Genomic DNA, 23,989 nt, shown 5'->3' with positions numbered 1-23,989 from the left:
CGGGGCTTGTGCCCTCGCATCAATCGGTGATCAGCTTGCCGCGGTTCAACAGCTCCTGGATGATCTGCGTGTCGGTGGCGTTGCTGGTCAGGCCCAGCTCGGCGCGCAGGTCGACGTTCTGCAGCACGATACGTTGGTCGGCCACGTTCGACGACGTGGTGCCGCTGCCGAACTGGCCGGTCGAGCTGATCAGGATTTGGGTCTGCAAGCTGCTGCCACTGCCGCTCACGCTGAAATCGAGGTGGCCTGCCAGATCGCCCACGGTGCCGTTCGGCGTGCCCGTGCTGGCGCTGCCCCTGGCTTCACCGCTCAGCAGGTCGCGCAGGTCGAGGATGTCGCCGCCGGCGTTGACGGGGCGAGCATCGAAGTCGGTGATGATGTCCGATGCTGTGCCGCTTGCGTTGCCGACGGTGCCGCGGTCCGCGAATTCCCAGCGGAAGACGTCCGCGCCGGCGTCGCCGCGCAGCACGTCGCTGCCGGCGCCGCCTTGCAGCGTGTCGTCGCCGGCACCGCCGCGCAGGCCGTCGTTCTGGCTGCCGCCGTCCAGCACGTCGTTGCCGGCACCGCCGTAGATCAGGTCGGAGCCTGCGCCGCCGTAGATGCGGTCGTCACCGCCCGCGCCATTCCCGATGTCGATCAGGCCCTGGAGGCTGGCGTTGTTGCGGTAGAACATCGCGCTGCTGGACAAGGTGCCGTCGGCATCCAGCATGGACGTGTCGGCGATCGTCATGAACTGGCGCGCAGCGGTGTCGGACTGCGTCGCCGCGGTCGAGTCGCCGAGATAGATCACGTCGTTGCCGAGGCCCGCGTCGACCAGGTCGTTGCCGCCCTCGGTGTCGAAGACCTGCGACGTCGTCACGGTCGTCTCGGTGCCACTCATCGTGTTGTAGCTGCCGGTGCTGCCGTGCCTGATCGCCACGTTCAACCCGCTGCCGGTTTGCAACACGGTGAAGACGTCCGCGCCGTCCTTGCCGAACACAGCATCGGCATTGAAGGTGGCGGCCACGTCGATGGTTGGCGCCAGCACCGTGACCGGCACCGTGGTGGACGCGCTGGAACTGGCGCCGGTGGACGACTCGGTGGCGGTGACCTCGGCCTGCAGCGTGAAGCTGCCGCTGTAGCCCGCCGGCGGCGCGATGCGCAGCTGGCTCAGGTTCCAGCCGCTCACGTTGGCCGTGGTGTTGCCCGCGGACGCGCTGAAGGTGTTGACACCGTCGCTCAGCAGGGCACCCACTGGTACGCCGGCGATGGTCGCGGTCAGCACCTCGGAACCGTCCGTGTCGCCCAGCGTGGCGATGACCGGTGCGAGGCGCACCACGCTGTCCTGCATGCCGACGTTGTAGCTCACCGGGTAGTAGCCACCTTCGCCGGTCGTGCTGTTGGGCACGAAGGCGCCGTGCTGGCCGCCCAGGTTGTCGATCTGGCCGACGCTGCCATAAAGCCGCAGGTTGGCGCTGGACACGTCGACCGCGGCCGCACCGTCGATGCTGACGTTGAGGTCGTAGCTGCCCGGGCCACTCGTGTTGTAGACGAAGAACTCGAAGCTGTAATAGCCGGTGGCGGTCGGCGTGTAGGTCGAGGCCGTGAAGTAGCCGGCACTCGCCTGGCCCGAGACACCCCATTGGCCCGACACCAAGGTGTTGCCCCCGACCTCGAGGCGGACCGTGTCATCGGCGTAGCCCGAGAAGGTGTAGCTGCGACCGGCCTCGAGGTACACCAGGCCCTGCACCTTGTAGGCGTCGTCCTCGGTCACGGTGAGTCCGGTGCCGCCGCCGGCGACACCGACGTTCGTGACCATGGTGCTCGAGGTCGGCACGGCGTTTTCGATGCCGGTTTCTGCGGTGCCCGGGTTGGTGCTGTTGGCGCCGGAGGTCAGTGTCGGGATGGCGTCGTAGTAGTCGCGCATCAGTCCGACCGAGTTCACGAGGCCCAGTACCGAGCCGGCATCGCTGCCGCCGGCATGGGTGATCGTGACGGCATCCACCGTCGGCGTGATGTCGATGCGCACCGATTGGGTCGCGCCATTGCTGGTGCCGTCGGTCGGCACGAAGTCGAACTTCGCGTAGTCGGCCTGGCGGTTGCCGGTGCCCGTGCCGCCCATCGCGTCGTGGCCCGATTCGTTCGCGTCCGGCACGAAGCGCAGACCGCCCGCGTCGATCGTCGCCTTGGTGATCAACGTGCCGGCGCTCACCGCCGTCCACGAACCATTGGTGTTGATCTGCAACGCGCCGTCTGCCGGCAGGGCGCTGACGCGGATGCCGAGCGTGCTGGTTGCGCTGTCGACGTCGGTGATGCCGAACTGGGCCCAGGTGAGCGTGACGGCTTGGTCTTCAGTGCCCGAGACAGTCGTCGGCGTGGCGGTCGGCGCGTCGTTGACAGCCGCCACGCTGATCGTCGCGGTGTTGGGCGTGGCGTCGACCAGGCCGAGGTTGTCCTTGGCGGTGTACTGGAAGGACGTGCTGCCGTTCCAGTCTGCTGCCGGCTTGAAGTACAGCGTCAGCGAGTTGGCCGTCGCGGGCAGGTCGGTGTTGGGCATGACCAGCTGGGTCATCGCCGCATCGCGGTACAGCTGGCCATTGGCCGGCAGGCCGGCGAGGCTGAAGCTGGCGACGGTGCCGTCGACGTCGGCACCGGTCAGCGTGATGCTGATCGAGACGGCGTCTTCGTTGCCGGTCGTCGCGACATTGCCGGTGGTCGGGGCGTCGTTGACGCTCGTGACGTTGACCGACACGGTGATGGTGTCCACGCCGCCCTGGCCGTCCGACACCTGCACCGTGAAGCTGTCGTTGCCCGTGAAGTTCGCGTCCGGCGTGTAGGTGTAGCGGCCGTCGCTGCTCACCGTGACGCTGCCATGGGCGGCGTCGCTGGCCTTGGTGTAGGTCAGCGTGTCGCGATCGCTGTCGGTCGCTGTCACCGATCCGGTGAAAGGCGTGTCTTCGTTGGTCGACACGGTCTGATCCGCACCCACCGGTGCGGGGTTGCCGACCGTGAGCGAGAAGCTCTGCGAGACGGCGGCGCCCGCGGCGTCGGTCGCCGTAACGTTGAGGGTGTAGGGACCCGACACACTGGCGCTCGAGGTCAGGGTGCCGGAGATGACGCCGGTGGTCGGGTTGATCGTCAAGCCAGCGGGCAGGCCGGTGGCGGAGTAGGTCAGCGTGTCGCCGGCATCGATGTCGGCGAAGCCTGCAGCAGTCGGAATGCTGACCGCGGTGGCGTCGGTGCCGTTCTGGTGGGTCAGAGCGCCGACGATCACCGGTGCATCGTTTCGGGCCGCGACCGTGACGTTGACCGTCATCGTGTCGGCACCGCCTTGGCCGTCCGTCACCCTGACCGTGAACGAATCCGAGCCGTTGTAGTTGGCGTTGGGGGTGTAGGTGTAGCTGCCGTTGGCGTTCACCACCACCGTGCCGTGGCTGGGGTCCGAGGCCTTCGAGAAGGACAAGGTATCGCCATCGGCATCCGTCGCGGTGACGGTGCCGGTGCGAGCAGTGTCTTCGTTCGTCGACACTGTTTGGTCAGCAGCGACCGGTGCCGGGTTACCGACCGTCAGCGAGAAGCTCTGCGAGACAGCAGCGCCAGCGGCGTCGGTGGCCGTGACATTGACGGAGTACGGGCCCGAGACACTGGCGTTCGACGCCAAAGTGCCGGAGATGACACCAGTGGCCGGATCAATGGTCAAGCCAGCGGGCAAACCCGTGGCGGAGAAAGTCAGCGTGTCACCAGCATCGATGTCCGCGAAGCCAGCAGCAGTCGGGATGCTGACGGCCGTGGCGTCGGTGCCAGTCTGATTGACCAGCGCGCCCACGATGACAGGGGCGTCGTTGCCTGCCGTGACCGTGACGTTCACCGTCATCATGTCGGTGCCGCCTTGGCCGTCCGTCACCGTGACGGTGAACGAGTCGGTGCCGTTGTAGTTGGCGTTGGGCGTATAGGTGTAGCTACCGTTGGCGTTCACGACGACTGTGCCGTGAGCCGGGTCGGTTGCCTTCGAGAACGTCAGTGTGTCGCCATCGGCATCCGTCGCGGTGACGGTGCCGGTGCGAGCCGTGTCTTCGGTCGTCGACACCGCTTGGTCAGCCCCGAACGGTGCCGGGTTACCGACCGTCAGCGAGAAGCTCTGCGAGACAGCAGCGCCAGCGGCGTCGGTGGCGGTGACGTTAACCGTGTAGGGGCCCGTGACACTGGAGTTCGACGCCAAGGTGCCGGAGATGACACCGGTGGCCGGATCGATGGTCAAGCCAGCGGGCAAGCCAGTGGCAGAGAAAGTCAGCGTGTCGCTGGCATCGATGTCTGCGAAGCCGGCAGCAGTCGGAATGCTGACCGCAGTGGCATCGGTGCCGCTCTGGTTGGTCAGCGCACCCACGATCACCGGGGCGTCGTTGCCGGCGGTGACGGTGACGTTGACCGTCATCGTGTCGGCACCGCCTTGACCATCGGTCACCGTGACGGTGAACGAATCGGGGCCGTTGTAGTCGGCGTTGGGCGTGTAGGTGTAGCTGCCGTTGGCGGCGACCACCACGGTGCCGTGTCTCGGATCGGTTGCCTTCGTGAACGTGAGCGCGTCGCCATCGGTATCCGTCGCCGTGACGGAGCCGGTTCGGGCAGTGTCTTCAGTGGTCGAAACCGTTTGGTCAGCAGCGACCGGTGCAGGGTTGCCGACCGTCAGCGAGAAGCTCTGCGAGACGGCGGCGCCAGCGGCGTCGGTGGCCGTGACGCTAACGGTGTAGGGACCAGTGACACTGGCGTTCGACGCCAAGGTGCCAGAGATGACACCGGTGGCCGGGTCGATAGTCAAGCCAGCGGGCAGGCCGGTGGCCGAGAAGGTCAGCGTGTCACCAGCATCGATGTCCGCGAAGCCGGCAGCGGTGGGGATGCTGACTGCAGTGGCGTCGGTGCCGGTCCGGTTGGGCAGAGCGCCGACGATCACCGGGGCATCGTTGCCAGCCGTGACCGTGACGTTGACCGTCATCGTGTCGGTGCCGCCTTGGCCATCGGTCACCGTGACGTTGAACGAATCCGGGCCGTTGTAGTCGGCGTTGGGCGTATAGGTGTAGCTGCCGTTGGCGTTCACAACCACGGTGCCATGCGCCGGGTCGGAGGCCTTCGAGAAGGACAAGGTGTCGCCGTCCGCATCAGCGGCCGTGACGGTGCCGGTGCGCGCGGTGTCTTCGTTGGTCGAAACCGTTTGATCAGCTCCGACCGGTGCGGGGTTGCCGACCGTGAGCGAGAAGCTCTGCGAGACAGCAGCGCCAGCGGCGTCGGTGGCCGTGACATTGACGGAGTACGGGCCGGAGACACTGGCGTTCGACGCCAAGGTGCCAGAGATGACACCGGTGGCCGGATCGATCGTCAAGCCAGCGGGCAGGCCAGTGGCAGAGAAAGTCAGCGTGTCGCCGGCGTCGATGTCCGCGAAGCCTGCAGCGGTCGGGATGCTGACCGCAGTGGCATCGGTGCCGCTCTGGTTGGTCAGCGCGCCCACGATGACAGGGGCGTCGTTGCCGGCGGTGACGGTGACGTTGACCGTCATCGTGTCAGCACCGCCTTGGCTGTCGGTCACGGTGACCGTGAACGAATCGGGGCCGTTGTAGTTGGCGTTGGGCGTGTAGGTGTAGCTGCCGTTGGCATTCACGACGACTGTGCCGTGAGCCGGGTCGGAGGCCTTCGTGAACGTCAGTGTGTCGCCATCGGCATCCGTCGCGGTGACGGTGCCGCTGCGAGCCGTGTCTTCGGTCGTTGACACCGCTTGGTCAGCCCCGACCGGTGCCGGGTTGCCGACCGTCAGCGAGAAGCTCTGCGAGACGGCAGCGCCGGCAGCGTCGGTGGCCGTGACGTTAACCGTGTAGGGGCCCGTGACACTGGAGTTCGACGCCAAGGTGCCGGAGATGACACCGGTGGCCGGATCGATCGTCAAGCCAGCGGGCAGGCCAGTGGCAGAGAAAGTCAGCGTGTCGCTGGCATCGATGTCTGCGAAGCCGGCAGCAGTGGGGATGCTCACCGCGGTGGCGTCGGTGCCAACCTGGTTCGCCAGGGCGCCCACGATGACAGGGGCGTCGTTGCCTGCCGTGACCGTGACGTTGACCGTCATCGTGTCGGTACCGCCTTGGCCGTCGGTCACCGTGACAGTGAACGAATCGGGGCCGTTGTAGTCGGCGTTGGGCGTGTAGGTGTAGCTACCGTTGGCGTTGACGACGACCGTGCCGTGAGCCGGGTCGGAGGCCTTCGAGAAGGACAAGGTGTCGCCGTCGGCATCAGTCGCGGTGAAGGTACCGGTGCGGGCCGTGTCTTCGCTAGTGGACAGCGTCTGGTCGCTAGCAACCGGCGCGGGGTTGCCGACGGTGAGCGAGAAGCTCTGCGAGACGGCAGCGCCAGCGGCGTCAGTGGCCGTCACGTTCACCGTGTACGGACCAGTGACACTGGCGTTTGACGCCAAGGTGCCGGAGATGACACCGGTGGCGGGGTCGATGGTCAAGCCAGCGGGCAAACCCGTGGCCGAGAAAGTCAGAGTGTCGCCGGCATCGATGTCCGCGAAGCCAGCAGCAGTCGGGATGCTGACGGCTGTGGCGTCGGTGCCAGTCTGATTGACCAGCGCGCCCACGATGACAGGAGCGTCGTTGGCAGCCGTGACCGTGACGTCGACCGTCATCGTGTCAGCACCGCCTTGGCCATCGGTCACCATGACGGTGAACGAATCCGGGCCGTTGTAGTTGGCGTTGGGCGTGTAGGTGTAGCTACCGTTGGCGTTCACGACGACTGTGCCATGAGCCGGATCGGTTGCCTTCGAGAAGGACAAGTTGTCGCCATCGGCGTCAGTGGCGGTGACGGTGCCGGTGCGGGCGGTGTCTTCGGTGGTGGAGACCGTTTGGTCAGCTCCGACCGGCGCCGGATTGCCGACGGTGAGCGAGAAGCTCTGCGAGACAGCGGCGCCGGCGGCGTCGGTGGCCGTGACATTGACGGAGTACGGGCCGGAGACGCTGGCGTTCGACGCGAGCGTGCCGGAGATGACACCGGTGGCTGGGTCGATGGTCAAGCCAGCGGGCAGGCCGGTGGCGGAGAAAGTCAGCGTGTCGCCGGCATCGATGTCCGCGAAGCCTGCAGCGGTGGGGATGCTGACTGCAGTGGCATCGGTGCCAGTCTGGTTGGCCAGCGCGCCCACGATGACAGGGACGTCGTTGCCAGCAGTGACCGTGACGTTGACCGTCATCGTGTCAGCACCGCCTTGGCTGTCGGTCACGGTGACCGTGAACGAATCCGGCCCGTTGTAATCGGCGTTGGGCGTGTAGGTGTAGCTGCCGTTGGCGTTCACCACGACTGTGCCGTGAGCCGGATCGGTTGCCTTCGAGAACGTCAGTGCGTCGCCATCGACATCAGTTGCCGTGACGGTGCCGGTTCGGGCAGTGTCTTCAGTGGTCGACACCGCTTGCTCAGCCCCGACCGGTGCGGGGTTGCCGACCGTGAGCGAGAAGCTCTGCGAGACAGCAGCGCTGGCCGCGTCAGTGGCGGTGACATTGACGGAGTACGGGCCGGAGACACTGGCGTTCGACGCCAAGGTGCCCGAGATGACACCGGTGGCCGGATCGATGGTCAAGCCAGCGGGCAGGCCGGTGGCGGAGAAGGTCAGCGTGTCGGCGGCATCGATGTCGGCGAAGCCAGCCGCAGTGGGGATGCTGACGGCCGTAGCGTCGGTGCCAGTCTGATTTAGCAGGGCGCCCACGATGACAGGGGCGTCGTTGCCAGCCGTGACCGTGACGTTGACCGTCATCGTGTCGGCACCGCCTTGGTCGTCGGTCACCGAAACAGTGAACGAATCGGGGCCGTTGTAGTCAGCGTTTGGCGTATAGGTGTAGCTGCCATTGGCGTTCACAACCACGGTGCCGTGAGCCGGGTCGGAGGCCTTCGAGAAGGACAAGCTATCGCCGTCGGCATCCGTCGCAGTGACGGTGCCGGTGCCGGCGGTGTCTTCGCTGGTAGAGAGCGTTTGGTCAGCAGCGACCGGAGCCGGGTTGCCAACCGTGAGCGAGAAGCTCTGCGAGACGGCAGCGCCCGCGGCGTCGGTGGCCGTGACGTTGACGGTGTAGGGACCCAAGACACTGGCGTTCGACGCCAAGGTGCCGGAGATGACACCGGTAGCCGGATCGACGGTCAAGCCAGCGGGCAGGCCGGTGGCAGAGAAAGTCAGCGTGTCGCCCGCATCTATATCAGCGAAACCGGCAGCGGTGGGGATGCTCACCGCGGTTGCATCGGCGCCGGTCTGATTGGCCAAGACACCAACGATCACCGGGGCATCGTTGCCCGCGGTGACGGTCACGTTGACCGTCATCGTGTCAGCGCCGCCTTGGCCGTCGGTCACGGTGACGGTGAACGAATCCGGGCCGTTGTAGTTGGCGTTGGGCGTGTAGGTGTAGCTACCGTTGGCGGCGACCACCACGGTGCCGTGACTCGGGTCGGTCGCTTTCGTGAACGTGAGCACGTCGCCATCGGCATCAGTTGCCGTGACGGTGCCGGTGCGAGCAGTGTCTTCGGTGGTCGACACCGTTTGGTCAGCTCCGACCGGAGCCGGATTGCCGACGGTGAGCGAGAAGCTCTGCGAGACGGCAGCGCCGGCGGCGTCGGTGGCCGTGACGTTGACGGAGTACGGGCCGGAGACGCTGGCGTTCGACGCGAGCGTGCCGGAGATGACACCGGTGGCGGGGTCGATGGTCAAGCCAGCGGGCAGGCCGGTGGCGGAGTAGGTCAGCGTGTCGCCGGCATCGATGTCGGCGAAGCCTGCAGCAGTCGGAATGCTGACCGCAGTGGCATCGGTGCCGCTCTGGTTGGTCAGCGCGCCCACGATGACAGGGGCGTCGTTGCCCGCGGTGACGGTGACGTTGACCGTCATCGTGTCAGCACCGCCTTGGCTGTCGGTCACGGTGACGGTGAACGAATCCGGGCCGTTGTAGTCGGCGTTGGGCGTGTAGGTGTAGCTGCCGTTGGCGTTCACGACGACTGTGCCGTGAGCCGGATCGGTTGCCTTCATGAACGTGAGCGCGTCGCCATCGGCATCCGTCGCGGTGACGGTGTCGGTGCGAGCAGTGTCTTCAGTGGTCGAAACCGTTTGGTCAGCAGCGACCGGTGCAGGGTTGCCGACCGTCAGCGAGAAGCTCTGCGAGACGGCAGCCCCAGCGGCGTCGGTGGCGGTGACATTGACGGAGTACGGGCCCGTGACGCTGGCGTTCGACGCCAAGGTGCCCGAGATGACACCGGTGGCCGGATCGATGGTCAAGCCAGCGGGCAGGCCGGTGGCCGAGAAGGTCAGCGTGTCACCAGCATCGATGTCCGCGAAGCCGGCAGCGGTGGGGATGCTGACTGCAGTGGCGTCGGTGCCGGTCCGGTTGGGCAGAGCGCCGACGATTACCGGGGCATCGTTGCCAGCCGTGACCGTGACGTTGACCGTCATCGTGTCGGCACCGCCTTGGCCATCGGTCACTGTGACGTTGAACGAATCCGGGCCGTTGTAGTCGGCGTTGGGCGTATAGGTGTAGCTGCCGTTGGCGTTCACAACCACGGTGCCATGCGCCGGGTCGGAGGCCTTCGAGAAGGACAAGGTGTCGCCGTCCGCATCAGTGGCCGTGACGGTGCCGGTGCGCGCGGTGTCTTCGGTGGTCGAAACCGTTTGATCAGCTCCGACCGGTGCGGGGTTGCCGATCGTGAGCGAGAAGCTCTGCGAGACAGCAGCGCCGGCCGCGTCGGTGGCCGTGACATTGACGGAGTACGGGCCGGAGACACTGGCGTTCGACGCCAAGATGCCGGAGATGACACCGGTGGCCGGATCGATGGTCAAGCCTGCGGGCAGGCCGGTCGCGGAGAAAGTGAGCGTGTCGCTGGCATCGATGTCTGCGAAGCCGGCAGCAGTCGGAATGCTGACCGGGGTGGCGTCGGTGCCGGTCTGATTGACCAACGCGCCGACGATCACCGGGGCGTCGTTGCCTGCCGTGACCGTGACGTTGACCGTCATCGTGTCGGCACCGCCTTGGCCGTCCGCCACCGTGACGGTGAACGAGTCGGTGCCGTTGTAGTCGGCGTTGGGCGTATAGGTGTAGCTACCGTTGGCGTTCACGACGACTGTGCCGTGAGCCGGGTCGGAGGCCTTCGAGAACGTCAATGCGTCGCTATCGGCATCAGCTGCCGTGACGGTGCCGGTGCCGGCGGTGTCTTCGCTAGTCGACAGCGTCTGGTCGTTAGCAACGGGTGCGGGATTTCCGACGGTCAGCGAGAAGCTCTGCGAAACAGCAGCGCCGGCAGCGTCGGTGGCCGTGACATTGACGGAGTACGGGCCGGAGACACTGGCGTTCAACGCCAAGGTGCCGGAGATGACACCGGTAGCCGGATCGATGGTCAAGCCAGCGGGCAGGCCGGTGGCGGAGAAAGTCAGCGTGTCGCCGGCATCGATGTCCGCGAAGCCAACTGCGGTCGGGATGCTGACGGCGGTGGCATCGGTGCCAACCTGGTTCGCCAGCGCGCCCACGATGACAGGGGCATCGTTGCCCGCCGTGACGGTGACATTGACCGTCATCGTGTCGGTACCGCCTTGGCCGTCGCTCACCGAAACAGTGAACGAATCGGCGCCGCTGTAGTTGGCGTTGGGCGTGTAGGTGTAGCTGCCGCTGGCGTTCACGACGACTGTGCCGTGAGCCGGATCGGTTGCCTTCGTGAACGTGAGCGCGTCGCCATCGGCATCAGTTGCCGTGACGGTGCCGGTGCGTGCGGTGTCTTCGTTGGTCGAGACCGTCTGGTCGTTAGCGACCGGAGCCGGGTTGCCGACCGTGAGCGAGAAGCTTTGCGAGACGGCAGCGCCAGCGGCGTCGGTGGCCGTCACGTTCACCGTGTACGGACCAGAGACACTGGCGTTCGACGCCAAGGTGCCGGAGATGACACCGGTGGCGGGGTCGATGGTCAAGCCAGCGGGCAGGCCGGTGGCGGAGTAGGTCAGCGTGTCGCCGGCATCGATGTCGGCGAAGCCTGCAGCAGTCGGAATGCTGACCGCAGTGGCATCGGTGCCGTTCTGGTTGGTCAGCGCGCCCACGATGACAGGGGCGTCGTTGCTGGCCGTGACGGTGACGTTGACGGTCATCGTGTCGGCACCGCCTTGGCCGTCGCTCACGGTGACGGTGAACGAATCGGCGCCGTTGTAGTTGGCGTTGGGCGTGTAGGTGTAGCTGCCGTTGGCGTTCACAACCACGGTGCCGTGAGCCGGATCGGAGGCCTTCGAGAAGGACAAGGTGTCGCCATCGGCATCAGCCGCGGTGACGGTGCCGGTGCGAGCAGTGTCTTCGGTGGTCGACACCGTTTGGTCAGCAGCGACCGGAGCCGGATTGCCGACGGTGAGCGAGAAGCTTTGCGAGACGGCAGCGCCGGCGGCGTCGGTCGCCGTGACATTGACGGAGTATGACCCCGAGACGCTGGCGTCAGAGCCCAGGGTGCCGGAGATAACACCGGTGGCCGGATCGATGGTCAAGCCGGCGGGCAGGCCGGTAGCGGAGTAGGTCAGCGTGTCGCCGGCGTCGATGTCGGCGAAGCCGGCCGCAGTGGGAATGCTGACCGCGGTGGCGTCGGTGCCGGCCTGGTTGGGCAGCACGCCGACGATGACGGGCGCGTCATTACTGGAGTCGACGTTCACCGAAACGGTGAACGTGTCGACGCCGCCCTGGCCGTCCGATACCTGGACCGTGAAGCTGTCATTGCCACGGAAGTTGGCGTCGGGCGTGTAGGTGTAGGAGCCGTCGGTGTTGACCGTGACCGTGCCGTGAGCCGGCTCACTGGTCTTGGTGAAAGTCAGGGCATCGTGATCAGCGTCGGTGGCGGAGAGGGCGCCAGTCAGGAGCGTATCTTCGTCTGTTGAGAACGACGCGTCTGCCGCTACTGGCGCGGGATTGCCGACGGTCAGCGAGAAGTTCTGCGAGACGGCGGCGCCAGCGGCGTCGGTGGCCGTCACGTTTACCGTGTACGGACCAGAGACACTGGCGTTCGACGCCAAAGTGCCGGAGATGACACCGGTGGCCGGGTCGATGGTCAAGCCAGCGGGCAAGCCCGTGGCGGAGTAGGTCAGCGTGTCGCCGGCATCGATGTCTGCGAAGCCAGCTGCAGTCGGGATGCTGACCGCAGTGGCATCGGTGCCGCTCTGGTTGGTCAGCGCGCCCACGATGACAGGGGCGTCGTTGCCGGCCGTGACCGTGACACTGACTGTCATCGTGTCGGCCCCGCCTTGGCCGTCGCTCACGGTGACCGTGAACGAGTCGGCGCCGTTGTAGTTGGCGTTGGGCGTGTAGGTGTAGCTGCCGTTGGCGTTCACAACGACTGTGCCGTGAGCCGGATCGGTTGCCTTCGAGAACGTCAGTGCGTCGCCGTCGGCATCAGTGGCCGTGACGGTGCCGCTGCGAGCGGTGTCTTCGTTGGTCGAGACCGTCTGGTCGTTAGCGACCGGAGCCGGGTTGCCGACGGTGAGCGAGAAGTTCTGCGAGACGGCAGCGCCAGCGGCGTCGGTGGCCGTGACATTGACGGAGTACGGGCCGGAGACACTGGCGTTCAACGCCAAGGTGCCGGAGATGACACCGGTGGCCGGATCGATCGTCAAGCCAGCGGGCAGGCCGGTGGCGGAGAAAGTCAGCGTGTCGCCGGCATCGATGTCCGCGAAGCCAGCCGCAGTGGGGATGCTCACCGCGGTGGCGTCGGTGCCAACCTGGTTCGCCAGGGCACCGACGATGACAGGAGCGTCGTTGCCTGCCGTGACCGTGACGTTGACCGTCATCGTGTCGGTGCCGCCTTGGCCATCGGTCACCGTGACGTTGAACGAATCCGGGCCGTTGTAGTCGGCGTTGGGCGTATAGGTGTAGCTGCCGTTGGCGTTCACAACCACGGTGCCATGCGCCGGGTCGGAGGCCTTCGAGAAGGACAAGGTGTCGCCGTCCGCATCAGTGGCCGTGACGGTGCCGGTGCGCGCGGTGTCTTCGTTGGTCGAAACCGTTTGATCAGCTCCGACCGGTGCGGGGTTGCCGACCGTGAGCGAGAAGCTCTGCGAGACAGCAGCGCCAGCGGCGTCGGTGGCCGTGACATTGACGGAGTACGGGCCCGAGACACTGGCGTTCGACGCCAAGGTGCCAGAGATGACACCGGTGGCCGGATCGATCGTCAAGCCAGCGGGCAGGCCAGTGGCAGAGAAAGTCAGCGTGTCGCCGGCGTCGATGTCCGCGAAGCCTGCAGCGGTCGGGATGCTGACCGCAGTGGCGTCAGTGCCGGTCTGATTGACCAGCGCGCCCACGATCACCGGGGCATCGTTGCCAGCCGTGACCGTGACGTTGACCGTCATCGTGTCGGCACCACCCTGGCTGTCGGTCACGGTGACCGTGAACGAGTCGGCGCCGTTGTAGTTGGCGTTGGGCGTGTAGGTGTAGCTGCCGTTGGCGTTCACCACCACGGTACCGTGAGCCGGGTCCGAGGCCTTCGAGAAGGACAAGGTATCGCCATCGGCATCAGTTGCCGTGACGGTGCCGGTGCGAGCAGTGTCTTCGCTGGTAGAGAGCGTTTGATCAGCAGCGACCGGTGCGGGGTTGCCGACCGTCAGCGAGAAGCTCTGCGAAACGGCGGCGCCAGCCGCGTCGGTGGCGGTGACGTTGACGGAGTACGGGCCGGAGACACTGGCGTTCGAGGCCAAGGTGCCAGAGATGACACCGGTGGCGGGGTCGATGGTCAACCCGGAAGGCAGGCCGGTGGCCGAGAAAGTCAGCGTGTCGCCGGCATCAATATCAGCGAAACCGGCAGCGGTCGGGATGCTGACCGCGGTTGCGTCGGTACCGGTTTGGTTGGCCAGAGCGCCGACGATCACCGGGGCATCGTTGCCAGCGGTGACCGTGACGTTGACCGTCATCGTGTCGGCACCGCCTTGGCCGTCGGTCACCGAAACCGTGAACGAGTCGGCGCCGTTGTAGTTGGCGTTAGGCGTGTAGGTGTAGCTACCGTTGGCGTTCACAACCACGGTGCCATGCGCCGGGTCGGAGGCCTTCGAGAAGGACAAGGTGTCGCCGTCGGCATCAGTGGCCGTGACGGTACCGGTACGGGCCGTGTCTTCGCCGGTGGACAGCGTCTGGTCGCTAGCAACCGGTGCGGGGTTGCCGACCGTGAGCGAGAAGCTCTGCGAGACGGCGGCGCCAGCGGCGTCGGTGGCGGTGACATTGACAGAGTACGGACCGGAGACACTGGCGTTCGACGCCAAGGTGCCAGAGATGACACCGGTGGCCGGATCGATCGTCAAGCCAGCGGGCAGGCCGTTGGCGGAGAAACTCAGCGTGTCACCAGCATCGATGTCCGCGAAGCCGGCAGCGGTCGGGATGCTGACCGCGATGGCGTCGGTACCGGTTTGGTTGGCCAGAGCGCCGACGATCACCGGGGCGTCGTTGGCAGCCGTGACCGTGACGTTGACCGTCATCGTGTCAGCGCCGCCTTGGCCGTCGGTCACCGTCACAGTGAACGAATCGGCGCCGTTGTAGTCGGCGTTGGGCGTATAGGTGTAGCTACCGTTGGCGTTAACGACGACTGTGCCGTGAGCCGGATCGGAGGCCTTCGTGAACGTGAGCCCGTCGCCATCGGCATCAGTTGCCGTGACGGTGCCGGTGCGAGCCGTGTCTTCGGTCGTCGACACTGTTTGGTCAGCAGCGACCGGTGCAGGGTTGCCGACCGTCAGTGAGAAGCTCTGCGAGACAGCAGCGCCAGCCACGTCGGTGGCCGTGACGTTAACGGTGTAGGGACCCGTGACGCTGGCGTTCGACGCCAAGGTGCCAGAGATGACACCGGTAGTCGGATCGATCGTCAAGCCAGCGGGCAGGCCCGTGGCGGAGTAGGTCAGCGTGTCGCCGGCATCGATGTCTACGAAGCCTGCAGCAGTCGGAATGCTGACCGCAGTGGCATCGGTGCCGGTCTGGTTGGTCAGCGCGCCCACGATGACAGGGGCGTCGTTGCCTGCGGTGACCGTGACACTGACTGTCATCGTGTCGGCCCCGCCTTGGCCGTCGCTCACGGTGACCGTGAACGAGTCGGCGCCGTTGTAGTTGGCGTTGGGCGTGTAGGTGTAGCTGCCGTTGGCGTTCACGACGACTGTGCCGTGAGCCGGATCGGAGGCCTTCGAGAACGTCAGTGCGTCGCCATCGACATCAGTGGCCGTGACGGTGCCGTTGCGAGCGGTGTCTTCGTTGGTTGAGAGCGTCTGGTCGTTAGCGACCGGAGCCGGGTTGCCGACCGTGAGCGAGAAGTTCTGCGAGACGGCGGCGCCAGCCGCGTCGGTGGCCGTGACATTGACGGAGTATGGGCCTGAGACGCTGGCGTTCGAGGCCAATGTGCCGGAGATGACACCGGTAGCCGGGTCGATGGTCAAGCCAGCGGGCAGGCCAGTGGCGGAGTAGGTCAGCGTGTCGCCGACATCGATGTCGGCGAAGCCTGCAGCAGTCGGAATGCTGACCGCAGTGGCATCGGTGCCGCTCTGGTTGGTCAGCGCACCCACGATGACAGGGGCGTCGTTGCCGGCGGTGACGGTGACGTTGACCGTCATCGTGTCGGCACCGCCTTGACCATCGGTCACCGTGACGGTGAACGAATCGGCGCCGTTGTAGTCGGCGTTGGGCGTGTAGGTGTAGCTGCCGTTGGCGGCGACCACCACGGTGCCGTGACTCGGATCGGTTGCCTTCGTGAACATGAGCGCGTCGCCATCGGCATCAGTTGCCGTGACGGAGCCGGTTCGGGCAGTGTCTTCAGTGGTCGAAACCGTTTGATCAGCAGCAACCGGTGCGGGGTTGCCGACCGTGAGCGAGAAGCTCTGCGAGACGGCAGCGCCAGCGGCGTCGGTGGTCGTGACGTTGACGGTGTAGGGACCCGAGACACTGGCGTTCGACGCCAAGGAGCCGGAGATGACACCGGTGGCCGGGTCGATGGTCAAGCCAGCGGGTAGGCCGGTGGCGGAGAAAGTCAGCGTGTCACCAGCATCGATGTCCGCGAAGCCGGCAGCGGTGGAGATGCTGACTGCAGTGGCGTCGGTGCCGGTCCGGTTGGGCAGGGCGCCGACGATCACCGGGGCATCGTTGCCAGCCGTGACCGTGACGTTGACCGTCATCGTGTCGGCACCGCCTTGGCCATCCGTCACGGTGACGGTGAACGAATCGGCGCCGTTGTAGTCGGCGTTGGGCGTGTAGGTGTAGCTGCCGTTGGCGTTCACGACGACTGTGCCGTGAGCCGGGTCCGAGGCCTTCGAGAACGTCAGTGCGTCGCCATCGGCATCCGTTGCCGTGACGGTGCCGGTTCGGGCAGTGTCTTCAGTGGTCGAAACCGTTTGGTCAGCAGCAACCGGTGCGGGGTTGCCGACCGTGAGCGAGAAGCTCTGCGAGACGGCAGCGCCGGCGGCGTCGGTCGCCGTCACGTTGACGGAGTACGGGCCGGAGACACTGGCGTTCGACGCCAAGGTGCCCGAGATGACACCGGTGGTCGGGTCAATGGTCAAGCCAGCGGGTAGGCCGGTGGCGGAGAAAGTCAGCTTGTCGCCGGCATCAATATCAGCGAAGCCGGTAGCGGTCGGGATGCTGACTGCCGTTGCGTCGGTACCGATTTGGTTGGCCAGCGCGCCCACGATGACAGGGGCGTCGTTGCCAGCCGTGACCGTGACGTTGACCGTCATCGTGTCGGCACCGCCTTGGTCGTCGGTCACCGAAACAGTGAACGAATCGGGGCCGTTGTAGTCGGCGTTGGGCGTGTAGGTGTAGCTGCCGTTGGCGTTCACGACGACTGTGCCGTGAGCCGGGTCCGAGGCCTTCGAGAAGGACAAGCTATCGCCGTCGGCATCGGTGGCCGTGACGGTGCCGGTGCGGGCGGTGTCTTCGGTGGTCGACACCGTTTGATCCGCACCGACCGGAGCCGGGTTGCCGGCGGTGAGCGAGAAACTCTGCGAGACGGCGGCGCCAGCCGCGTCGGTGGCCGTGACGTTGACGGTGTAGGGGCCAGAGACGCTGGCGTTCGAGGCCAGGGTGCCGGAGATAACACCGGTGGTCGGGTCAATGGTCAAGCCAGCGGGCAGGCCGGTGGCCGAGAAAGTCAGCGTGTCGCCAGCGTCGATGTCCGCGAAGCCGGCAGCGGTGGGGATGCTCACCGCGGTGGCGTCGGTGCCAACCTGGTTGGACAGAGCGCCGATGATCACCGGGGCATCGTTGCCACCCGTGACCGTGACGTTGACCGTCATCGTGTCGGCACCGTCTTGGCCGTCGTTCACCGTGACGGTGAACGAATCGGGGCCGTTGTAGTCGGCGTTGGGCGTGTAGGTGTAGCTGCCGTTGGCGTTCACGACGACTGTGCCGTGAGCCGGATCGGTTGCCTTCGTGAACGTGAGCGCGTCGCCATCGGCATCAGTTGCCGTGACGGTGCCGGTGCGTGCGGTGTCTTCGGTGGTCGAGAGCGTTTGATCAGCAGCGACCGGTGCGGGGTTGCCGACTGTCAGTGAGAAGCTCTGCGAGACGGCGGCGCCCGCCGTGTCGGTGGCCGTGACATTGACAGAGTACGGGCCCGAGACACTGGCGTTCGACGCCAAGGTGCCGGAGATGACGCCCGTGGCCGGGTCGATGGTCAAGCCAGCGGGCAAGCCGGTGGCAGAGAAAGTCAGCGTGTCGCCAGCGTCGATGTCGGCGAAGCCGGCAGCGGTCGGGATACTGACCGCGGTGGCGTCGGTGCCAGTCTGGTTCGCCAGGGCGCCCACGATCACCGGCGCATCGTTGCCAGCCGTGACCGTGACGTTGACCGTCATCGTGTCGGCACCACCCTGGCCGTCCGTCACGGTGACCGTGAACAAATCCGGGCCGTTGTAGTCGGCGTTGGGCGTGTAGGTGTAGCTGCCGTTGGCGTTCACAACCACCGTGCCATGCGCCGGGTCCGAAGCCTTCGAGAAAAACAAGCTGTCGCCGTCCGCGTCGTTCGCCGTCACGCTGCCCGACAGCGTGCCGTCTTCCGCAGCCGAAACCGCCAGGTCGGTGCCCACCGGCGCTGCGTTGCGCACTGCCAGCGTGAACCCTTGGGAGACTGTGGCACCGCTCGCGTCGGTCGCCGTGACATTGACCAGATAAGGCCCGGCCACACTGGCATCCGCCTGCAGGGCACCGGAGATGACGCCGGTGGCGGGATCGATGCTGAGGCCGGGGGGGAGGCCGGTCGCCGAGAAGCGCAGGGTGTCGCCAGCATCGGCGTCTGCGAACGCGGCGGCGGTGCTCACCGAGACGGCCGCGCCGTCGACGCTGCTCACGCCGTTCAGCGCGCTGACCACGGCCGGCGCGTCGTTCACCCCGGAGACCAACACGGTCACGGTGGTCGACGAGCCATCGTTCAGCGCGACGACGAAACTCTCGGTCCGTACCGCGCCGGCAGCCAAACCCTGTGCGGGGCCGCGGTCGAGCGTGTAAGTCCAGTTGCCCGCCGCGTCCACCGCGAAGCTGCCAAGGCCGCCGGCGGCCACCTGCGGCACGAAGGCCAGGCCCGGGTTGTCGATGTCGGCCGCGCTCAGGCTGCCGGAAAGCGACGACGTTCCGTCTTCAGACGTCTCGGCGCGCGAAGCGCCCACCACGGCCGCGTCGTCCTGGCCGGTGATGTCGATGCGCACCTGTGTGGTGGTGCCGTCGGTCAGCACCACCGTGACCGCTTCGCTGCGCACTTCGCCGTCGGCCAGGCTCTGCGCTGTGGTGTTGTCGAGCCGATAGGTCCAAGCCCCTGCGGCGTCGATCGAGAACAGACCAAAGGCGGTGGTGACCGTCTGCGGCACGAAGGCGAGCCCGGGGTTGTCGGCGTCGGAGGCGGCCAAGGTGCCGCCGGTGGACAGTGCGACGTCCTCGCTCACCGCACCGGCGCCAGTCGACACGACCGCCGGGGCCGGGGCGGGCGCGGGGGTCGGGGTCGGGGCCGGGGCCGGGGCCGGGGCCGGGGCCGGGGCGGACGAGGTCTCTGCCGCCAACGCACTGCCGGTCGTCTGCTGCACCGGCGGCGCGGCGCCGGCGTTCACCGTCCCGGTCTCCAACCCAGCGGGCGTTACCGCCTCACTCACACGGTCCACGCGCAACCCGGGGCCGAAGCCGTCACCGCCGCCCGCGTCACCGGTCAGGCCAGCGGCAGGGGCTTCATTGGGATCGGTCCCGGCGTCCACCGCCGCGATCGCCCGGTCGAGGTCGTCGTCACCCACCGCCGCATTTGCCGCCGCGCGGCGCCCGGACGGAGCGCTGGTGTCGAGATCCGCCAGACTCAGCGGTTCGCCGCTGCGTGGCACGTACACCGCGCCGGACTCGTCGGTGATTTCGACCCGACCGTTGTCGGCCACCACCACGACGTCACCTTCGCGGATCACGTCGCCCACCTTCAGTTCGCGCATCGAGCCGTCGGCCAATTTCAGATACGCCTTCCCGACGACAGCGGAAACCTTGCCGGTGAGTGTGGAGGGGGCGGTGGCCATGCGTTGTTCCTTGAGCGCGAGCGGCTGGTGACAGCCAGATACAGTTAGCTACAGAATACCGAGGCAGCGTGTTCCGGGGGGACGGCAGGGTCAGCGGGTTTCGTGATCGCCTGCACGAAAACCGGCACGATTTCCCACAAATTGAAGGACTGCCCTGCGATGGAGAGCGCACCGCGCCCAGCGTTCCGCCCCGAGTGACGCTTTCGGGGGGAAATACGGCAGTTTTTGTGGAATCTTTAGCGGAACAGGGCCCGTGGCGGGCCCTGCGGTACACGGCTGACCGGTCCGGTTCAGCGTTCGCTCAGGGCCACCGACTTGGCGCGCAAGATCGGCTTGAGCAGGTAGGAGAGCACCGTCTTATTCCCGGTGAGAATATCGACCTCTGCCGTCATGCCGGGAATGATGGGCAGCTTTTCACTGAAGTTGGGCTGGTCGGTGCGCACGCGGACGACATAAAACGCGTTGCCGCGCTCGTCGACCACGGTGTCGGGGCTGATGTTTTCAACCGTCGCCGGCAGTCCGCCGTAGATGGAGAAGTCGTAGGCCGTGAGCTTGACGAGCGCGCGCTGACCGGGCCGGATGAAGGCGATGTCTTTGGGCAGGATGCGCGCTTCGAGTAGCAGCGCGTCGTCCAGCGGCACGATTTCGACGATGTCCTTGCCCGGCTGCACCACACCGCCGACGGTGTTGGCGAGCAGCCGTTGCACGCGCCCGCGCACGGGCGAGCGCACCGCCGTCTTCTCGACCTTGTCGGCCAGCGCTGGCGCGCCTTGGGTCAGCGCATTGAGTTTCGCAAGCACCTCCGACAGCTCCTTGCGGGCCTCGTTTCGGAAGGTGATGTCGGTTTCCTGGATCTTGCGCTGCGCCTCGCCGATGGCCGCCTGGACCCGTGCGATCTGGGCCGTCGATTGTTCGACCTCGCCCCGGAAGCGGATCACTTCGCGCTCCAGCCGCAGGATTTCGACTTCCGACACCGCGCCCGAGGCGAGCAACGGCCGGGTCTTGTTGAGTTCCTGCTGCGCCAGTTCGAGGCTGCGCTCGGCCGAACTGCGTTTGGCGCGCGCTTCGGCCAATTCTTCCTGGCGTTGCGCCAGCTGCTGCCGGCTGATCGACATCAGCGTGCCCAGCTCCGAGACGCGCGATTCGTACATGCGGCGTTCTTCCTCGACCGTCCTCGCTTCGTCCGGCGAGTCGGCGCCGGGGCGCGGCGGGTTGAAGGCGCTGCCCTCGGCCAGGGCCTTGAGCCGCGCCGCCCGCGCTTGCAGCGAGAACACCTGCGACTGGCTCTCGTTGACGCCGGAAACCGCACGCGTCTTGTCGATGCGCAGCAGCAACTGGTTGGGCTCGACCACCTCGCCCTCGCGCACCAGGATCTCCTCCACCACGCCGCCGTCCAGCGCCTGCAACACCTGCAGCTGGCGCGACGGGATGACCTTGCCTTCACCGCGCGTCATCTCATCGACATGGGCGAGTGCAGCCCAGGCCACGAACAGCGCCAGCACGATCACCGCGGCGCGCACGATACGCTGGGCGCGCTGCGTGTCGCGCCGCGCCATCACTTCGTCGGCCTCGAACTCGAAGCCGCGGTAGGCCGCGCGCTCTTCCTCTTCTTGGAGCTGCACCTTGCCCAGCACACGGTCGGCCGCACCGCGCAGCGCAGCGCCGAGCCACAGGAACGGGGCGGTCAGGCGGGCGCTCATGCCGCCCTCGCGATCTTGCCGGTCGACAGCGCTTCGAGGATGCGGTCACGCGGGCCGTCCGCGACGATCCTGCCGCCGTCGACGACGATCACCCGGTTCACCAGCGACAGCAGCGAGGTGCGGTGCGTCACCAGCACCACCGTCTTGCCTTCCGCGTACTGCGAGATGCGCTGGTTGATGTGCGCCTCGGTCGAAAAATCCATCGCGCTGGTCGGTTCGTCGAGCAGCAGGATCGGCGCGTTGTGCAACACGGCGCGGGCGATGCCCACGCTTTGCCGCTGCCCGCCCGAGAGCGACTCGCCGCGCTCGCCCACCATCATGTCGAAGCCGCGTGGGTGCCGGTTGATGAATTCCGTCAGCCCTGCCACTTCGGCTGCCGCGACGATGGCCGCGTCGTCGGCGTACGGCAGCCCGAAGGTGATGTTCTCGCGCAAGGTGCCATAGAACAGCGTCACGTCTTGCGAGACACAGCCCACATTGGCGCGCACGTCGGCCGGGTCGAGCTGGCGCAGGTCGATGCCGTCGAGCAACACCGACCCTTCGGTGGGCGCATACAGCCCCAGCATCAGCTTTTCGATCGTCGTTTTGCCCGAGCCGACCCGGCCGATCAGGGCCACCCGGTCACCCGGGTTGATCTTGAAGCTGACGCCGTCGAGGGCCGCTTCCTGCCGGTTCGGGTAGGCGAACTTGACGTTGCGGAACTCGATTTCGCCACTCAGTTCCTTGCGCTGCACGAAGCTCTGGCCGAGCGGGCGTTCGACCGGCTGGTCCATGATGCGGTTGAGCGACTCCATCGCGGTGCGGGCGCCCTGGTATTGCATCAGCAGGCCGATGATCTGCCCGGCCGGCGCCAAGGCGCGCCCCGACAACATGGTGCAGGCGATCAAGCCCCCCATGGTCAGCTCGCGTTGCGCAATCAAATAGACGCCGCAGACGATCAACACCACCGACACCAGCTGCTGCGCCGACGCGGTGCCGTACATGGCCGCCGCGGTCAGCCCGCGCATGCGCACATTGATGCTCGCCAAAAAGCTGTTGGCGCGCTCCCAACGGCTCTGGATCACGCCCTCGGCGCCCTGCGACTTGATGGTTTCCAGCGCGCTCAGGCTTTCGATCAGCGTAGCGTTGCGCATCGCGCTGGCGCGGTAGGTGGTTTCGGACAGCGTGTGCAGCCGGTGCTGCAGGATGTAGCCGGCGATCAGGATCAGCACGAACACCGTCACCACCGGGATCGCGAGCCACGGCGAGATCCAGGCGATGGCCACCACGAACAGCAGCGCGAACGGCAGGTCGATCAACGCCGTCACGGTGGACGAGGCGATGAAGTCGCGCACCTGCTCGAACCCGCGCAGGTTGGCGGCGAACGAGCCGACCGATTCCGGCCGGGTTTCCATGCGCATGCCGAGCACGCGCTCCATCAGCGTCGCGGAAATCTGCACGTCGATGCGGGCACTGGCCTCGTCGACGAAACGCCCGCGCAGCAAGCGCATCACGAGGTCGGCGCCAACCACCAGCACCACGCCGATGCCCAGCGACCACAAGGTTTCGACCGCGTTGTTCGGCACCACGCGGTCGTAGACGTTCATCGAGAACAGCGGGAAGGCGAGGGCGAACACATTGATCAGCAGGGCCGCCCACAAGACATCGCGGTAGACGAAACGCTGGTCGGCGAAAGCGCCCCAGAACCAGTGGCGGGCCCGCTCGCGCCGAACTTGCGGCGTGCGCGCATCGAAACGGAAATGCGGACGCACGAACAACGCCAGGCCGGCATAACGCCGCTGCAGTTCGTCGCGGCTCAGCGTCACGGCGCCTTGGCCCGAAGACGGCATCAGCACGCGGGCGTCACCGCTCGTCTCGTCCCAGCCCAGCAGCACGCAGGCTTCGTCTTCGTGCAGCACCAGGATCACCGGCAGCAGCGCGAGGTCGATCTTGTCGAGCGCGCGACGCTGCAGCTTGCTGACCATGCCGGCGCGGGCTGCGGCCCGCTCGGTGAGCCCCAGTGTCAGCCGGCCCTTGACCAGGGGCAGCCCGGCCGACAGCGACGCCCGTGATGCGGCGTGGCCGTGCAGCCGGCACACCTCCATCAGGCAGTCGAGCAGGGGGTCGGGGTGGATCAGGTCCTCGCGCTGGCGCCCCGCGGTAGCGGAAGCAGGATTGGGGCCGACGGACTGCGCTGGAGAGGACGACTGCATGGGGCGGCGCCGGGCGGGCGCGGGGGAAGGACGTGCGGGGACGGTGCTCCTAAGCGATATCGGCCGTGTGCAGCCCGAATTGACCCCGAATTCTGTCGGAAAAGTAACACTTCAGCGTTTCGCGCACGGTGCGAAAGGCCAATTCGTCCCACGGCACTTCGTCTTCGCGGAACAGCCGCGCCTCGATGGTTTCCGGCCCGGGATTGAAATGGGTGTTGAGCAGGCGCGCCCGGTAGAACAGATGCACCTGGCCCACGCGCACCACGTTCATCACGGTGTAGAGGCCTTGGAGTTCGACGCTCGCGCCGGCTTCTTCCTCGGTTTCGCGCAGCGCCCCCTGCTCGGTGGTTTCACCTAGTTCCATGAAGCCGGCGGGCAGGGTCCAGAAGCCGTAGCGGGGCTCGATATTGCGGCGGCACAGCAGCACCTGGTCTTGCCAGATGGGCAGGGTGCCGACCACGTTGAGCGGGTTTTCGTAGTGGATCGTGCCGCAGGATGCGCACACCGCGCGGTCGCGGTTGTCGTCCGCCGGGACGACGTAGTTCACGGCGGCGCCGCAGGCTCGGCAATGCTTGATCTGTCGGGCGTGGAGCATGGCGGGCAGTGTA

The 23,989-nt window shown here is 66.7% G+C and carries 4 protein-coding genes; all 4 read right to left on the bottom strand.

All coding sequences use genetic code 11. The features are described 5' to 3' along the window. Positions 1–19 precede the first annotated feature (19 nt). On the bottom strand, positions 20–19,489 hold the full coding sequence (locus AAW51_RS29960) for an Ig-like domain-containing protein (protein WP_047195178.1): 19,470 nt from the start codon (positions 19,487–19,489) through the stop codon (positions 20–22). Between the two features lie 290 nt (positions 19,490–19,779). Continuing rightward, positions 19,780–21,189: an HlyD family type I secretion periplasmic adaptor subunit gene (locus tag AAW51_RS14530; RefSeq protein WP_047195177.1), complete on the bottom strand. Its 1,410-nt coding sequence runs from the start codon at positions 21,187–21,189 to the stop codon at positions 19,780–19,782. Then, positions 21,186–23,381 (bottom strand): type I secretion system permease/ATPase, encoded by a 2,196-nt coding sequence (locus AAW51_RS14525; protein WP_047195176.1) that lies wholly within the window; start codon positions 23,379–23,381, stop codon positions 21,186–21,188. The genes AAW51_RS14530 and AAW51_RS14525 overlap by 4 nt, the downstream gene beginning before the upstream one ends. A 49-nt stretch (positions 23,382–23,430) precedes the next feature. Beyond that, positions 23,431–23,976: an NUDIX hydrolase gene (locus AAW51_RS14520; RefSeq protein WP_047195175.1), complete on the bottom strand. Its 546-nt coding sequence runs from the start codon at positions 23,974–23,976 to the stop codon at positions 23,431–23,433. Positions 23,977–23,989 lie beyond the last annotated feature (13 nt).

Source organism: Caldimonas brevitalea, from assembly GCF_001017435.1.
GTDB classification, from domain to species: Bacteria; Pseudomonadota; Gammaproteobacteria; order Burkholderiales; family Burkholderiaceae_C; genus Caldimonas; species Caldimonas brevitalea.
This window is presented reverse-complemented; position numbering and strand designations above follow the sequence as displayed.